Source organism: Flavobacterium palustre, assembly GCF_014639535.1.
GTDB classification, from domain to species: Bacteria; Bacteroidota; Bacteroidia; order Flavobacteriales; family Flavobacteriaceae; genus Flavobacterium; species Flavobacterium palustre.
The window spans coordinates 401,560-416,439 of sequence record NZ_BMGA01000001.1; the positions used below are offsets into that span (position 1 = coordinate 401,560).

Sequence of the window (14,880 nt, forward strand, 5' to 3'; positions counted from 1 at the left end):
AAATAGCTAACCTATATCGCATAACGAATAGCTTTTAACGCATAACAAATAACAACCTTCTTAAAAGAAGAAATATATGAAATTAGCAGAAATATCCATAAAACGTCCTTCGTTAGTTATCGTTCTCTTTACGATACTAATCCTTGGGGGAATATTCAGTTACAGCCAGCTGGGCTATGAATTGATTCCTAAATTTGAAATGAATGTAATTACGGTTTCAACAGTGTATCCCGGAGCTTCTCCGAGTGAGGTTGAAAACACGGTTACCAAGAAAATGGAGGACGCCATAGCCTCCTTGGAAAACATCAAGAAAATTGATTCTAAGTCTTACGAAAGTCTTTCGGTGGTTTCCATCACCCTGACTTCTAATGCCAATGTTGATGTTTCGATGAATGATGCCCAGCGAAAGATCAATGCCATTTTAAGTGATTTGCCCGAGGATGCCAAAACGCCTTCGCTAAATAAATTCTCGCTGAGCGATATGCCAATTATTACCATTGGTGCCAACGGAAAAATGGACGAAGCTGCATTCTATGATTTGATTGATAAAAAAATTGCTCCCGTTTTATCCCGTGTACAGGGTGTAGCTCAGGTAAACATCATTGGTGGTCAGGAACGTGAAATTCAGGTAAACCTTGATGCTACAAAAATGCAGGGATACGGTTTGTCAATTCCACAGGTACAACAAACTATCTTGTCATCAAACTTAGATTTCCCTACCGGAAACATTCAAACCCGTGAACAAAAAATATTAATTCGTTTAGCGGGTAAATATAAAAATGTGAACGAATTAAGAAACTTAGTGGTTTCTTCTAAAAACGGAATTCAGGTTCGTTTACAAGACATTGCCGATGTTCAGGACACTCAAAAAATAGCCGAAAAGATTGCCCGCGTCGATCAAAAAAGTGCTATCGTATTGCAAATTGTAAAACAATCAGATGCTAATGCCGTTGCGGTAAGTGAGCTGGTTGCTAAAACCGTTGCAAAATTAGAAAGTGATTACAAAGTCAATGATTTAAAATTAGAGACTGCCAAAGACAGTACCATTTTCACTCTGGAAGCTGCCGACTCTGTACTACACGATTTATTAATTGCTGTAATTCTGGTAGCATTAGTAATGTTGTTCTTCCTGCACAGTATCAGAAACTCATTAATTGTAATGATTTCTATTCCTGCCTCTTTGATTGCTACTTTTATTGGTATTTATCTTTTAGGATATACCTTAAACTTAATGAGTTTATTAGGATTATCTCTGGTTGTGGGTATTCTGGTGGATGACGCCATTGTAGTATTGGAAAACATTTACAGGCACATGGAAATGGGTAAAAGCCGTATTCGTGCCTCTTTTGACGGAACAGCCGAAATTGGAGGAACAGTAACTTCGATTACCTTAGTAATTGTGGTAGTATTTTTACCTATTTCCATGAGTACAGGATTAGTATCAAATATTATTACACAGTTTTGTATGACTGTAGTAATTTCTACTTTATTATCTCTTTTAGCCTCTTTTACTATTATTCCATGGTTGTCTTCCCGTTTTGGAAAACTGGAACATATTGAAGGCAAAAATCTTTTTGGAAGAATTATTCTTGGTTTCGAAAGTATGTTAAGCCGTTTTACTAACTGGGTTACCGAAATTTTAAAATGGAGTTTAGACCATTATATCAAAACTATTGTTATTGTAGTGGTATTGTTCTTTACATCGACTATTGGATTAATGGGCGGTGGATTTATCGGTGGAGAATTCTTTGCTGCTTCTGATAGTGGAGAGTTTTTAGTTCAAATTGAAATGCCAAAAGACGCTTCATTGGAACAAACCAACTTTATGACTCAAAAAGCTGAAGCCTATTTGAAACAACAAAAATATGTGCATAGCCAAATTACAACTGTAGGTCAAACTTCAGAAGGAATGGGTGCTTCTCAGGCTACTACTTATAAAGCGGAGATTGATGTTAAAATGATTGACCAAAAAGACCGAACTGACGAAGCATCTGTTTATGCTGCTAAAATGAAACGCCAATTAGAAAAAGTTCTGGTGGGTGCCAAAGTAAAAACCGTTCCTGTAGGTATTATGGGAACTGCTGAAGATGCTACTCTTGGATTGATTGTAACCGGTCCTAATGTAGAAAGTGCAATGAAATTTGCCAAATTAGCGGAAGCTGAATTAAGAACTATTCCCGGAACAACAGAGATTAAATTAACCGTTGAAGACGGAAATCCAGAGATTAACGTTCAGGTGGATCGTGATAAAATGGCCGCACTTGGATTATCGTTACAAACTGTAGGTATGACCATGCAAACGGCTTACAGCGGAAATACAGACGGCAAATTCAGAGCAGGAGAATATGAGTACGACATCAACATCAAATACAATGCTTTTGACAGAAAGAATATTACTGATGTAAGTAATTTAATTTTCATTAATGACTTAGGACAACAAATTAAATTATCTCAATTCGCCACTATTACCGAAGGTTCCGGACCTAGTAAACTGGAACGAAGAGACAAAGCGGCTTCGGTTACAGTACAAGGTCAAAACATTGGAGTTCCGGCCGGAACCATTGTTGCTCAATGGCAGGAGAAACTCGACAAATTAGAAAAACCTACCGGTGTAAGTTACATTTGGGGTGGTGATCAGGAAAACCAATCGGAAGGTTTTGGTACACTTGGGATTGCATTATTAGCTGCGATTATCTTAGTTTACTTAGTAATGGTTGGATTGTATGACAGTTTTGTTCACCCGTTTGTGGTATTATTTGCTATCCCGCTTTCGTTCATTGGAGCGATGCTGGCCTTAGCATTAACTAACAATTCATTAAACATCTTCACCATTTTAGGTATCATCATGTTGATTGGATTAGTATGTAAAAATGCGATTATGCTTGTGGATTATACCAATCAGCGAAGAGCAGCCGGAGAATCCATCAGAACAGCATTGATTCAGGCGAATCATGCCCGTTTGCGTCCTATTTTGATGACTACCATTGCGATGGTATTTGGTATGTTTCCAATTGCATTGGCATCAGGAGCCGGAGCTGAGTGGAAAAACGGTTTGGCCTGGGTAATTATCGGAGGTTTGATTTCATCTTTATTCCTTACTTTGATTATCGTTCCGGTGATTTATGAAATCATGGAAAAAATCATTGCCAAATTCTCTAAAGGAGAAAAAATCGATTACGAAGCCGAAATGGTTGCCGATTACGACCACAAAGAACTAAGTGAAGACGGTTTTAACCCAAAACACACGATGTAAAATCTTCACGTTATAATAAAAGAAACCACCTGAAATTTAATTTTTAGGTGGTTTTTTGTTTTTGTAGGAATGGATTCTTTTGCTATACTGTTTACAACTCTCAAAAAAAAACGAGAATCATAATAAAAACTCTTTATTTTGCTTCCCGTTCTGTAAGCTTATCAGCTGCTTTATCATAGTTGGAAACTACCTGTTTCAACTGTTGAATAGCTTCAGCTGTAAGTTCGCCTTTGGCGCCTTCAGCCACCCAGCGTGCCGATGAAATTAAAGTAGCTAGTTCGTAACCGCTGAGTGTAATATGAAAAACCAGATTATTTTTCTTTTCAATGTGCATGTTGTGCCATATTTTCTTTCACATAATTACCTATCTGTTTCAATTCACCGGCAAACTCGTCATAATCCGTTTGCATGCCATTGAGGTAGGCACTCCAGCCAAGCGACATTTTTGCATAATGAACCGCTTCCTGTATTTCTTCATCTGTTGCACCAAAGAGTTTTGCGGTCTCTGCATGAAACAAGGTACAATATCTGCATTTAGTTTCTGAATGTAATGCTACACCCATTAATTCTTTGTATTTATTCGGAATTAGTGTTTCCCCCAATTGAAGGCTTTTGAATAATTCCCATTCAAAATCTAAATACGCCTCGGGAATATCTTTCATAAATCCCGGAACAATGCCTAAATGCTCTCTGATTTCGGCTTCTACTTCTGAACGATTTCTAGCTGTTGCCATCTTTTTTGCTAATTTTTAATACAATAATTTCCAATCTGGATTTCATAAAAATTTGACCTATAAATTTACAAAAAAAAGCCAACAAAACCAATCAAACAACTGATTTACAATAAAGTAAAACAATATTAAAAATTTCAAAAAAGAAAATATTGATAACAATAAATGTTGTTCCCTTTTCTTAGCAATATCTGGAATCGATTGGTTTACTAAACTGCTTTCTGCAATAACATGATAATTTTGGAATTAATTCCTAAAAAAACATAATAATTTTGGAATTGATTCCAATAAAAACATAATAATTTTGGAATAATACCCAATTTAATTATTTTTGTTTCTTCAAAATCAATTCATTATGGTAAGAAGAGAACAAAGCAACTACGCCAAAGCACGATTATTCAAAGGGAAAGCACTTTTGGTTTTTGGTCCAAGACAAGTGGGCAAAACTACTTTTGTCCAAAACCTAATTACCAACTTAAATAAAAAAACACTTTTTCTAAACGGAGACGAGTCGGATGTGCTGGTTTTATTCGAAAGTCCAAACGTAACGAAACTAAAAAACATTATTGGCGATAACGAAATTCTGGTTATTGATGAAGCCCAGCGCATTACCAATATTGGCATTGTACTCAAAATTATTGTGGATCAAATTAAATCAGTGCAGGTCATTGCTACGGGTTCGTCAAGTTTTGAATTAGCAAACCAACTTAACGAACCTTTGACAGGAAGGAAATACGAAATGTTTTTATATCCAATTGCCTTTTCAGAAATGGTCAATCACAATGGATTATTAGAAGAAAAAAGAGCTTTGGAACAACGCTTGATTTACGGCAATTATCCTGAAATAATAACCAATCCGATAGACGCCAAAGAACACATCAAATTGATTGCCAACAGTTATTTGTACAAGGATTTGTTTTTGTTAGAACAAATTTCGAAACCGGTTTTACTACAAAAAATTGTAAAGGCATTGGCATTGCAAGTAGGTAGCGAAGTCAATTATAACGAATTGAGTAAACTGATTCAAATAGACAACAAAACGGTGGAAAAATATATCGATTTACTCGAAAAAGCATTCGTGATTTTTAAGCTTCCTGCGTTGTCCAATAATGTTCGAAACGAAATAAAAAAAGGCAAGAAAATCTATTTTTATGACAATGGAATTATCAATGCCGTTACAGGGAATTTCAATCCTTTATCACAAAGAACTGACATTGGTAGTTTATGGGAAAACTATATTATTAGCGAGCGCATCAAATATTTGAACATTCAACAAAGCGAAGCCAGTCCGTATTTTTGGAGAACCACACAGCAACAAGAAATCGATTATATTGAAAAAAACGAAGATCAGATTTTAGCTTGTGAAATCAAATGGAACGCCAAAGCCAAGTATAAAATTCCAGTGACTTTTTCGACCAATTATAACAATGTAAGCTCCAAAATAGTTACGCCTGAAAATTATGAGGAGTTCTTATTAAAACAATAGTGAAATTATTATTATTTAGAATAAATTAAAATTATTTGCTTTGTAACATTTTGCGCTTTACTTTTGTGCTATCAATAACAATTCTAAATAAGATGAAAATAAAATCTACCCTAGCTGTTTTATGCTTATTTTTTGTTCTGTTAACCAATACAACCTGGGCACAGGAAAAAGGAACAATCAAAGGACAAATCACTTTAAACGATAAACAATCACCAGAAAACATTTCTGTAATTCTAAAAGGAACCGGTTTAGGTACCATAACCGATTCCAAAGGAAATTACAGACTAAAAAATATCAAAGCTGGAAATTATACCTTAAAAATTTCAGCAATAGGATATATTACGAAAGAACTTAAGATAAGTTTAGGCATTGGTCAGGAACTTACACAAGATGCAACTATAAATGTAAATTCAGAAGAACTCAGCGAAGTACTGATTAACGGTGGCAGAAAAAATCATTTTGCTAAAAAAGAAAATGTCCAGGTTTCAAGACTACCTCTGAAAAATCTGGAAAACCCACAGGTTTATACAACAATCTCCTCAGAATTATTAAAAGAGCAGGTGGTTACTAATATTGACGATGCGCTTAAAAATGCGCCGGGAATACAACCGCTTTGGACTTCAACAGGTCGTGGAAGTGATGGTGCAGGATATTTTGCATTAAGAGGATTCTCCGTTCAACCCAGAGCACTTAATGGATTACCGGGTATCTCAAACGGTAGCTTAGACCCGGCCAACATCGAAAAAATAGAAGTAATTAAAGGTCCTTCGGGAACTTTATTCGGAAATACGATAACCTCTTACGGTGGTTTAATTAATATTACAACTAAAACACCTTATGATCATTTTGGAGGAGAAATCAACTACACCACAGGTTCATACGGTCTAAACCGGGTAACGACAGATGTCAACACACCATTAAACGAAGACAAAACGGTTAATTTCAGAATTAATACAGCTTACCACAACGAAAACAGCTTTCAGGATGCCGGATTCAGAAAGGCCATATTTGTCGCTCCATCATTGTCATACAAAGCTTCAGAAAAACTTTCGTTTTTATTTAATACCGAATTCTTAAGTAACGAAGCTACTAATACAACTATGTTGTTTTTAACTCGTTCTTTTCCATTGCGCGTACACAATATGGACGAATTAGGATACAACAATAAACGTTCGTACACCAGTAATCAATTATCTATTAAAACACCTTCGTACAACTTACAAGGACAAATGTTTTATAAAATCAATGATTCTTGGACTTCACAAACCGCTATTTCCAAAACTTCAGCCAAATCAGAAGGATATTACAGTTATTTGTTTGACAATACCGACCTACGATTAGCCAATTCTACAGTACGAAAATATGAGGGTATTGACAACGGTCTTGTATTTGAAAGGTTTATAAACTATCAAAATTCAACCACATTAGCTACTGATATCCAACAAAACTTTATTGGAGATTTCAAAATTGGAAACATGAGAAACCGCCTTGTTGCCGGACTGGATTATTTCAACCGTCAAATAATAGACAATGGTACAGGTTATATACAAAACGGAGCAGTATATATCGGAGAAGATAATTTACAAACTGTTAATGAAGTAATATTCAAAATCACTAATCCGGCTCAATATATCAGGACAGGTGATAATGGTAAATTGAGTAAAAATGCAACCGATGCTTTATTAGCCGGAGCAACTGTAAATAATAGTAAAACAAAACAGGAAGCTTACAGCGCTTATGTTTCCAACGTAATCAACTTTTTACCAAGTTTATCTGCTATGGCAAGTTTACGTGTAGATCGCTTTATGAATGCACAAAACGGGACTTACAATCAAACAGCACTTTCTCCAAAATTTGGTGTGGTTTTCCAACCTATTTTAGACAAAGTATCGCTTTTTGCTAACTACATGAATGGATTTACAAATGTTGCTCCTGCCGAAGATATTAATGGAACAACAAGAACGCCACGTGTTTTTAATCCGGAACATGCTGATCAATTAGAATTTGGAACAAAATTGAACTTATTTGAAGACAAATTATACGCTACTTTTAATTATTACAAAATTAAAGTAACTGATCGCGTTTATAACATCCGAAATTCAGCTACTGATATTACTTACTATCAAAATGGCGCACAGAAAAACGAAGGTTTTGAAGCGGAAATTATAGCAAATCCAATCCCGGGATTCAATATTGTAGCCGGATATAGTTATGTAGATGCCAATGTTACTAAAGGAGATATTAACACCATTGGTTACAGACCTACCAGTGCCGGAGCATACAATACCGCAAATTTATGGGCTAGCTACCGTTTTCAGGAAAATGCTTTAAAAGGTTTCGGTTTAGGATTTGGAGGTAATTATTCCGGAGAAAATAAAATTACTAATGGTTTAGTAACAGGGACTTTTACAATTCCAGAATACACCGTACTGAATTCTTCTATTTTCTATGGAAATGAAAAATTCACTTTAACTTTAAAAATCGACAATATTGCCAATGTGGATACTTATGATGGATGGTCAACAATTCATCCCCGAAATATGAGAAGTGCATCTGCCAGTTTCTCTTATAAATTTTAAAAAACAAACAAAAACAGCTTTCTTATTCACATAAAGAAAGCTGTTTCTTAAATAAATAATCATGATTTCATTAGTTAGCCTGACTGTATTTTTTGCTTTTTATGTTTTGTATAATACCTCTAAAAAAGCAACTTTATCAACTAACTTCCCTCTTGAAAGATGGATTCAGCAAAACACGAAACCTTCGCGTTGTATTGGATTAGGTTTTTTAGTAATTGCTTACAGCATATTGATTTCATGGAAAGCAGCAGGAGCCTCAACGCTTATTTTTTTAATCCAAATTATGACTATCGGAAGTCTGGTTGTAATCCTTGCTCCATTAAAAATCATTAATCATCGATTTATACTAGGGATACTTTTCCTTGCTGTTTTTTTCGAAATTTATTCTTAACACACTTTTAAAAAATGCCGGCAAATCCAAAATATTTAACCCAATCCAAATGGCAACGTTTTGCCAAGATAACCGCAGCAATTTTAGGCGGTTATTTGGTTTCCATTAGTTTTCACCTGGCACTGGCCAGTTGGTTCAATAAAGCCAATATTATCATCACAATGGCTTTTAGCGGTTTTATACTTTGGGTAGCCTTAATGATTGTGGCTTTTTTAGCTAAAAATGGCTGGAAAATCTGGCTAGTCTATTTAGGCTTAAGTCTCCTTTTTACCGGACTAATGTATTTAGGTCAAACCTATAATCCGATAACAAAATAAACGATGAATAATAGAAATTACAACATCTTTTTTCATACCCACACCATTAGTGGCATTGTTATCAGCGTGGTTTTGTATGTGATATTTTTTGCAGGTTCTTTTTCATTTTTCAGAGATGATATTGTCAATTGGGAACGCGGAGAATCGGCAGTGATTTCTAACGAAATCCAATTAAATTACGATCAAGCTTTAAAAGTATTAGACACCGCTTACGATTTACAAGGCAGAAAAATTACAATTTCTCAATCCCACAACGAAAAAAACATTGCCGTTTCCCTTGAAGCTACAAAAGACAGCTTAGCCACAAAAAAAGCCCGGGAAGGACAATTTCTTTACCTGAACAATGCAACATACAAGACTTCTACCTATGTTGAATCCTATAATCTGGGGGAATTTATCTATCGTTTGCACTTTTTAGCTCAAATTCCCTACCCTGTTGGTTATTATTTATCGGGATTTATCGCCTTATTTTTTCTTTTTGCCATTGTAACCGGAGTTTTGTTGCATTGGAAAAAAATTATATCTAATTTTTATGTTTTCAGACCAAAAGAAAAATTAAAAACCTGGTGGACAGATGCGCATACTTCTTTAGGTATTTTGGGACTTCCTTTCCAATTTGTATATGCGGTAACCGGAGCCTTTTTTATGATTAAATTGCTAATTGTTGCACCCGCAGTTCAGTTTTTGTATCAGGGTGATCAGGATCAATTATACAAAGAACTGGAATACACCGGAAACAATTATGATTTTGCAAACCAACCACTAACCAAATCTTTCAGTATTAACGAAATTGTTGCTGCAACTAAGAAAAACTGGACTGATTTTGACATTACCCGTGTAGAAATTCAAAACTACGGCGATACTAATATGCACCTGCTTGTAGAAGGGGAAGTAACCTACGATAAAAAATTTACTGCAATTGGCAAAATAGTTTACAAAGTAGCAAACGGAGAAATTGTTGTTAAGAAAGATCCTTATACGTCCAGCAGCTATTTAGACATAGTGAAAAATGTGCTGTATCGGATCCATTTTGGGGATTATGGTGGTTATGCCTTAAAAATTATCAGCTTTGTATTGGGAATTCTGACTTGTTTTGTCATCATTTCGGGAGTTATGATTTGGCTTGTTGCCCGTGACAAGAAAAATGTGCCAGAGAAAAAAAGACGCTTTAACGAAGGAGTAGTTCGGATTTACTTAGCCATTTGTTTGAGTATGTTTCCGGTAACAGCAATGAGTTTTATAGCCGCCAAAGTTTTTTATCCTTTGGGACAAAATAATCTATATAACGTGTATTTTATCAGTTGGCTGCTATTGAGCATCTTTTTTATCCTAAAGAAAAACAACAACTTCACTAATCGATTTTGTCTGTTTTCAGGAAGTATTCTTGGTTTTATAATTCCAATTTCCAACGGAATAAAAACCGGAAACTGGTTTTGGATGTCATTTACAAATCATCAATTTCAATTGTTCTTTGTAGATGTATTTTGGGTTATACTCTCAGGTGTGACATTATATACAGCTTATAAATTAAGAACTACTGCAAAATAATTCAGAAATCAATCTCATAAAAAAAGGCTTTTCCGGGAATTTCCTGAAAAGCCTTTTTCGTAATTAATAATTAACTAGTGTAAAATTTAATCCATATTAACTATTGCTTCCTTTTTCCAATTTTTTACAGAAGCAATTTGGTTATTTGAATAATCCACTTCACTCAAAGTAGATTCATTCCAGAAAAACCATTTCCCAACTTTTTCTCCATTATTATATTCGGCAATAGCTAATTTATTTCCATCCTGATCATAAGAAGTCCATTTTCCTTCTAATTTTCCGTTTTTAAAGAAACCTACTTGCTGAACCTTTCCATTTTCATAAAAATAAGTCGCTTTTACTTTATTTCCTACGGCTTCTAATTGTGGTTTTGGGGTTTGCGCAAAAATCATTCCTGAAATCAAAACGGCTCCGATAACTATATATTTTTTCATAATCTAAAATTTTAAGTGATTTCTTTTATCAAATTTAGATATTAATTTACATTTAAAAAACAATTTGGTAACAATTTAATAACATAGAACAAAAACTTAACATTGGAAATAAAAACAGAAATCACAGCAGGCGTTAAAAAATCAATTTTCTCAATTCAATGTACATAATTAGTTCTAAATTTGCAGCCGGGTCTTTTTTTCTGACTTATAAACCAAATAATTAAAATTTTCGATAATGTACAGAAGTCATAACTGTGGCGAGTTAAACGCCTCACATACCAACACCGAAGTAACACTTGCAGGTTGGGTTCAAAAATCACGTGATAAAGGATTCATGAATTGGGTCGATTTAAGAGACCGTTATGGAATAACACAATTAATTTTTGACGAAAGTCGTACTGAAAAAACCGTATTCGAATTAGCAAAAACACTTGGACGCGAATTTGTAATTCAAGTTAAAGGAACCGTTATCGAAAGAGAGGCTAAAAACAAAAATATCCCAACGGGTGAAATCGAAATTTTAGTTTCAGAACTAAACATATTAAATGCTGCTTTGACGCCTCCATTCACTATTGAAGATGAAACGGATGGTGGAGAAGACATCCGAATGAAATACCGTTACCTTGACATTAGAAGAAATCCTGTAAAAAACAGCTTGCTATTCCGTCACAAAGTAGCGATGGAAGTTCGTAAATATTTATCTGATTTGGATTTTTGTGAAGTGGAAACTCCGTATTTAATTAAATCGACTCCGGAAGGTGCCAGAGATTTTGTTGTTCCTTCCCGAATGAACGAAGGACAATTTTATGCCTTGCCACAATCACCACAAACTTTCAAGCAATTATTAATGGTAGGCGGAATGGATAAGTATTTCCAAATTGTGAAATGTTTCCGTGATGAGGATTTGCGTGCCGACCGTCAACCGGAGTTTACTCAGATTGACTGTGAAATGGCATTTGTAGAACAGGAAGACATTTTAAATATTTTCGAAGGTTTGACTCGTCATTTATTAAAAGAATTAAAAGGTATTGATGTAGACAAATTCCCTCGCATGACGTATGAGCACGCGATGAAAACGTATGGAAATGACAAACCGGATATCCGTTTCGGAATGGAATTTGGAGAATTAAATCAATTTGCTCAACATAAAGAATTCCCTGTTTTCAATGCAGCCGAATTAGTAGTAGGAATTGCTGTTCCCGGAGCCGGAAATTATACCCGTAAAGAAATCGATGCATTGATTGACTGGGTAAAACGTCCACAAGTAGGCGCCAGCGGAATGGTTTATGTAAAATGCAATGAAGACGGAACTTACAAATCATCAGTAGATAAATTCTACGATCAGGAGGATTTAGCAAATTGGGCTAAAACAACCGGAGCTAAAGCCGGAGATATGATTTTTGTACTTTCTGGACCTGCTAACAAAACCAGAGCACAATTAAGTGCTTTACGTATGGAATTAGCCACTCGCTTAGGCTTGCGTAATCCGGAAGTATTTGCTCCACTTTGGGTTGTTGATTTCCCTTTATTGGAATTTGACGAAGAAAGCGGTCGTTACCATGCGATGCACCATCCATTTACTTCTCCAAAACCAGAAGATATTGCCCTACTGGAAACTAATCCGGGTCAGGTTCGTGCCAATGCTTACGACATGGTTTTGAACGGAAATGAAATTGGCGGTGGTTCAATTCGTATTCACGACAAAGCTACGCAACAATTGATGTTTAAATATTTAGGATTCTCCGATGAAGAAGCAAAAGCACAATTTGGATTCCTGATGGATGCTTTCCAATTTGGAGCACCACCACACGGAGGATTGGCTTTTGGATTAGATCGATTAGTAGCCATTCTTGGAGGTCAGGAAACTATCCGAGATTTCATCGCTTTCCCTAAAAACAACTCGGGAAGAGACGTGATGATTGATGCACCTTCGGCTATTGACAGCGCACAATTAAACGAATTACACATTCAATTGGATTTATAATAAATATCTTTCGAAAACCCTTGAATACACTGAATATCAATTATTTTATTAAAAAATTTGATATTAATCATTTTCGTATGATATTAAACATTACATTTGTCTTATTATAAATTATTATTACTATTACAATGCGTACAGGTACAGTTAAATTTTTCAATGAATCAAAAGGTTACGGATTCATTACAGACGAAGAAACAGGAAAAGACATTTTTGTTCATGCTTCAGGAATCAGCGCGGAAGAATTACGCGAAGGTGACAGAGTTAGCTACGAAGAAGAAGAAGGAAGAAAAGGAAAAGTTGCTGCTAAAGTTGCAGTTATCTAAACAAAATATTTTTTTGTTACCGAATGTTAAGCGTCCCGATAATTATCGGGACGCTTTTTTTATAATGAAAAGTTAAATTTTTAGTTTTTTTTAAGAAAACAGAAAAAAGCTTATTTATAATCATTAAAAACTAGAAAAAAACGTCTTAAAACCAACCACTAATTTTCATTGCCTACTTGTGTTTTATAACATTGAAGCATATCTTTGTGACTTATTTTAGCGAAAAATATTATTATGCAAACAGAACAATTCAATTATCTTCCAATACTAATGCAAGCGCTACTTGCAATTGGTTTTGTTGTCACTACTATCTTTATTTCAGGAAAATTAGGACCTAAACGAAAATCAGCTGCCAAGGACAAGAATTTTGAGTGCGGAATTGAATCTGTTGGTAATGCACGTATTCCTTTCTCGGTAAAATATTTCCTTGTAGCTATATTGTTTGTATTGTTTGATATCGAGGTTATTTTCCTTTATCCTTGGGCAATCAACTTCAAAGAGTTGGGAATAGAAGGAATGATAAAAATGATTGTGTTTATGGCTTTACTTTTAGTTGGTTTTTTCTACATCATCAAAAAGAAAGCATTACAGTGGGAATAAAAAGAGATTTCAGATTTTAGATCTCAGAATTCAGATTTAAAATCAAAAACTCTTCAAACTATAAAATACTGATTTAAAAAATTGATTTTACTTTTTAGCATTTCTCAAAATCTAAAATCTAAAATCAGAAATCTAAAATAAAAATGAGCGATTCAAAAATAAAAATGGTTGCCCCTCCGGAAGGTGTTGTTGGTGAAGGTTTTTTTGCCACAAAACTAAATGACGTTGTAGGTTTGGCCCGTGCCAATTCACTTTGGCCATTGCCTTTTGCAACTTCTTGTTGTGGTATTGAATTTATGGCCACAATGGCATCTCATTATGACTTGGCACGTTTTGGTTCAGAGCGTGTAAGTTTCTCCCCTCGTCAGGCCGATATGTTGATGGTTATGGGAACTATTTCTAAAAAAATGGCTCCAATCTTACGTCAGGTTTACGAACAAATGTCGGAGCCAAGATGGGTAATCTCTGTTGGTGCCTGTGCCTGTTCAGGCGGAATTTTCGATACTTACTCCGTTCTTCAGGGGATTGACAAAGTAATTCCGGTTGACGTTTATGTACCGGGTTGCCCGCCAAGACCGGAGCAAATTGTAGATGGCGTGATGAAATTACAAGAACTGGTAAAATCAGAATCGGTAAGAAGAAGAAGTTCACCGGAGTATCAAGAATTATTAGCTTCTTATAATATCAAATAAAATGGCATTAGAAAACACCGCTATTCAAGAAAAATTAGCAGCAACTTTTGCAGGAGATGTTTTTAATTTCCAACAGGAAAGAGACATTTTTTCTTTTGAAATCAATGCTAATAATAATACCGCAATCATTTTATTCTTAAAAAACGATCCTGACTTACGTTTTCATTTCTTAACCGACTTATGTGGTATTCACTACCCGGATAATCCGGTCGAAAAACAATTTGCAATTGTTTACCACATGCACAATTGGTACGAAAACAAACGTATTCGAATAAAAGCTTACCTTAACGGAGAAAATCCTGAAATCAAAACGGTTACTAATATCTTCCTCACATCAAACTGGATGGAAAGAGAAACCTATGATTTCTTCGGAATCAATTTCATTGGACATCCACAATTAAAACGTATTTTGAATATGGATGAAATGATTTCTTTTCCAATGCGTAAAGAATTCCCAATGGAAGATGGCGGAAGAACCGATAAAGACGATCGTTTCTTCGGTAGAACAATAGACAATTGCTAAAAAACAATATATAATTTTT

General features: G+C 35.0%; 14 protein-coding genes. 11 read left to right on the top strand and 3 right to left on the bottom strand.

Annotation, left to right across the window (positions count from 1 at the left end; all coding sequences use genetic code 11):
• Window positions 1–76 precede the first annotated feature (76 nt).
• Window positions 77–3,253, top strand: a complete 3,177-nt coding sequence (locus IEV84_RS01740; protein ID WP_188491811.1) for an efflux RND transporter permease subunit — start codon at window positions 77–79, stop codon at window positions 3,251–3,253.
• Window positions 3,254–3,386: 133 nt separating this feature from the next.
• On the opposite strand, the gene IEV84_RS01745 is transcribed toward IEV84_RS01740, so the two are convergent.
• Together IEV84_RS01745 and IEV84_RS01750 are read right to left on the bottom strand one after the other, a co-directional pair.
• Window positions 3,387–3,587 (bottom strand): hypothetical protein, encoded by a 201-nt coding sequence (locus IEV84_RS01745; protein WP_188491813.1) that lies wholly within the window; start codon window positions 3,585–3,587, stop codon window positions 3,387–3,389.
• A complete protein-coding gene (locus IEV84_RS01750; RefSeq protein ID WP_188491815.1) occupies window positions 3,577–3,987 on the bottom strand; it encodes a carboxymuconolactone decarboxylase family protein in 411 nt (136 codons plus the stop codon). The genes IEV84_RS01745 and IEV84_RS01750 overlap by 11 nt, the downstream gene beginning before the upstream one ends.
• 352 nt (window positions 3,988–4,339) lie before the next feature.
• On the opposite strand from IEV84_RS01750, the gene IEV84_RS01755 reads away from it, so the two are divergent.
• From IEV84_RS01755 to IEV84_RS01775, 5 genes are all read left to right on the top strand, one after another.
• A complete protein-coding gene (locus IEV84_RS01755) occupies window positions 4,340–5,470 on the top strand; it encodes an ATP-binding protein (RefSeq protein ID WP_188491817.1) in 1,131 nt (376 codons plus the stop codon).
• 92 nt (window positions 5,471–5,562) lie between these two features.
• Complete coding sequence (locus IEV84_RS01760) at window positions 5,563–8,049, top strand: TonB-dependent receptor (protein WP_188491819.1); 2,487 nt, start codon at window positions 5,563–5,565, stop codon at window positions 8,047–8,049.
• Between the two features lie 61 nt (window positions 8,050–8,110).
• A complete protein-coding gene (locus IEV84_RS01765; RefSeq protein WP_188491821.1) occupies window positions 8,111–8,440 on the top strand; it encodes a hypothetical protein in 330 nt (109 codons plus the stop codon).
• 14 nt (window positions 8,441–8,454) lie between these two features.
• On the top strand, window positions 8,455–8,757 hold the full coding sequence (locus tag IEV84_RS01770; RefSeq protein ID WP_188491823.1) for a hypothetical protein: 303 nt from the start codon (window positions 8,455–8,457) through the stop codon (window positions 8,755–8,757).
• Window positions 8,758–8,760: 3 nt separating this feature from the next.
• Window positions 8,761–10,305, top strand: a complete 1,545-nt coding sequence (locus IEV84_RS01775; RefSeq protein ID WP_188491825.1) for a PepSY-associated TM helix domain-containing protein — start codon at window positions 8,761–8,763, stop codon at window positions 10,303–10,305.
• A gap of 86 nt (window positions 10,306–10,391) precedes the next feature.
• Here IEV84_RS01775 and IEV84_RS01780 read toward each other — a convergent pair whose 3' ends face one another.
• Entirely contained in the window at window positions 10,392–10,739 is a 348-nt protein-coding gene (locus IEV84_RS01780; protein ID WP_188491827.1) for a toxin-antitoxin system YwqK family antitoxin, read from the bottom strand.
• Window positions 10,740–10,974: 235 nt separating this feature from the next.
• On the opposite strand from IEV84_RS01780, the gene aspS reads away from it, so the two are divergent.
• From aspS to IEV84_RS01805, 5 genes are all read left to right on the top strand, one after another.
• The gene (gene aspS / locus IEV84_RS01785; RefSeq protein WP_188491829.1) at window positions 10,975–12,723 is read left to right on the top strand and encodes an aspartate--tRNA ligase; all 1,749 of its coding nucleotides are present in this window, start codon (window positions 10,975–10,977) and stop codon (window positions 12,721–12,723) included.
• 128 nt (window positions 12,724–12,851) lie between these two features.
• Window positions 12,852–13,046 (top strand): cold-shock protein, encoded by a 195-nt coding sequence (locus IEV84_RS01790; RefSeq protein WP_035634121.1) that lies wholly within the window; start codon window positions 12,852–12,854, stop codon window positions 13,044–13,046.
• A 234-nt stretch (window positions 13,047–13,280) separates the two neighbouring features.
• A complete protein-coding gene (locus IEV84_RS01795; protein ID WP_188491831.1) occupies window positions 13,281–13,646 on the top strand; it encodes an NADH-quinone oxidoreductase subunit A in 366 nt (121 codons plus the stop codon).
• A gap of 143 nt (window positions 13,647–13,789) precedes the next feature.
• Window positions 13,790–14,338, top strand: coding sequence for an NADH-quinone oxidoreductase subunit B (locus tag IEV84_RS01800; protein ID WP_188491833.1), 549 nt, complete (start codon window positions 13,790–13,792; stop codon window positions 14,336–14,338).
• A 1-nt stretch (window position 14,339) separates the two neighbouring features.
• On the top strand, window positions 14,340–14,861 hold the full coding sequence (locus tag IEV84_RS01805; protein ID WP_188491835.1) for an NADH-quinone oxidoreductase subunit C: 522 nt from the start codon (window positions 14,340–14,342) through the stop codon (window positions 14,859–14,861).
• Window positions 14,862–14,880: the final 19 nt, after the last annotated feature.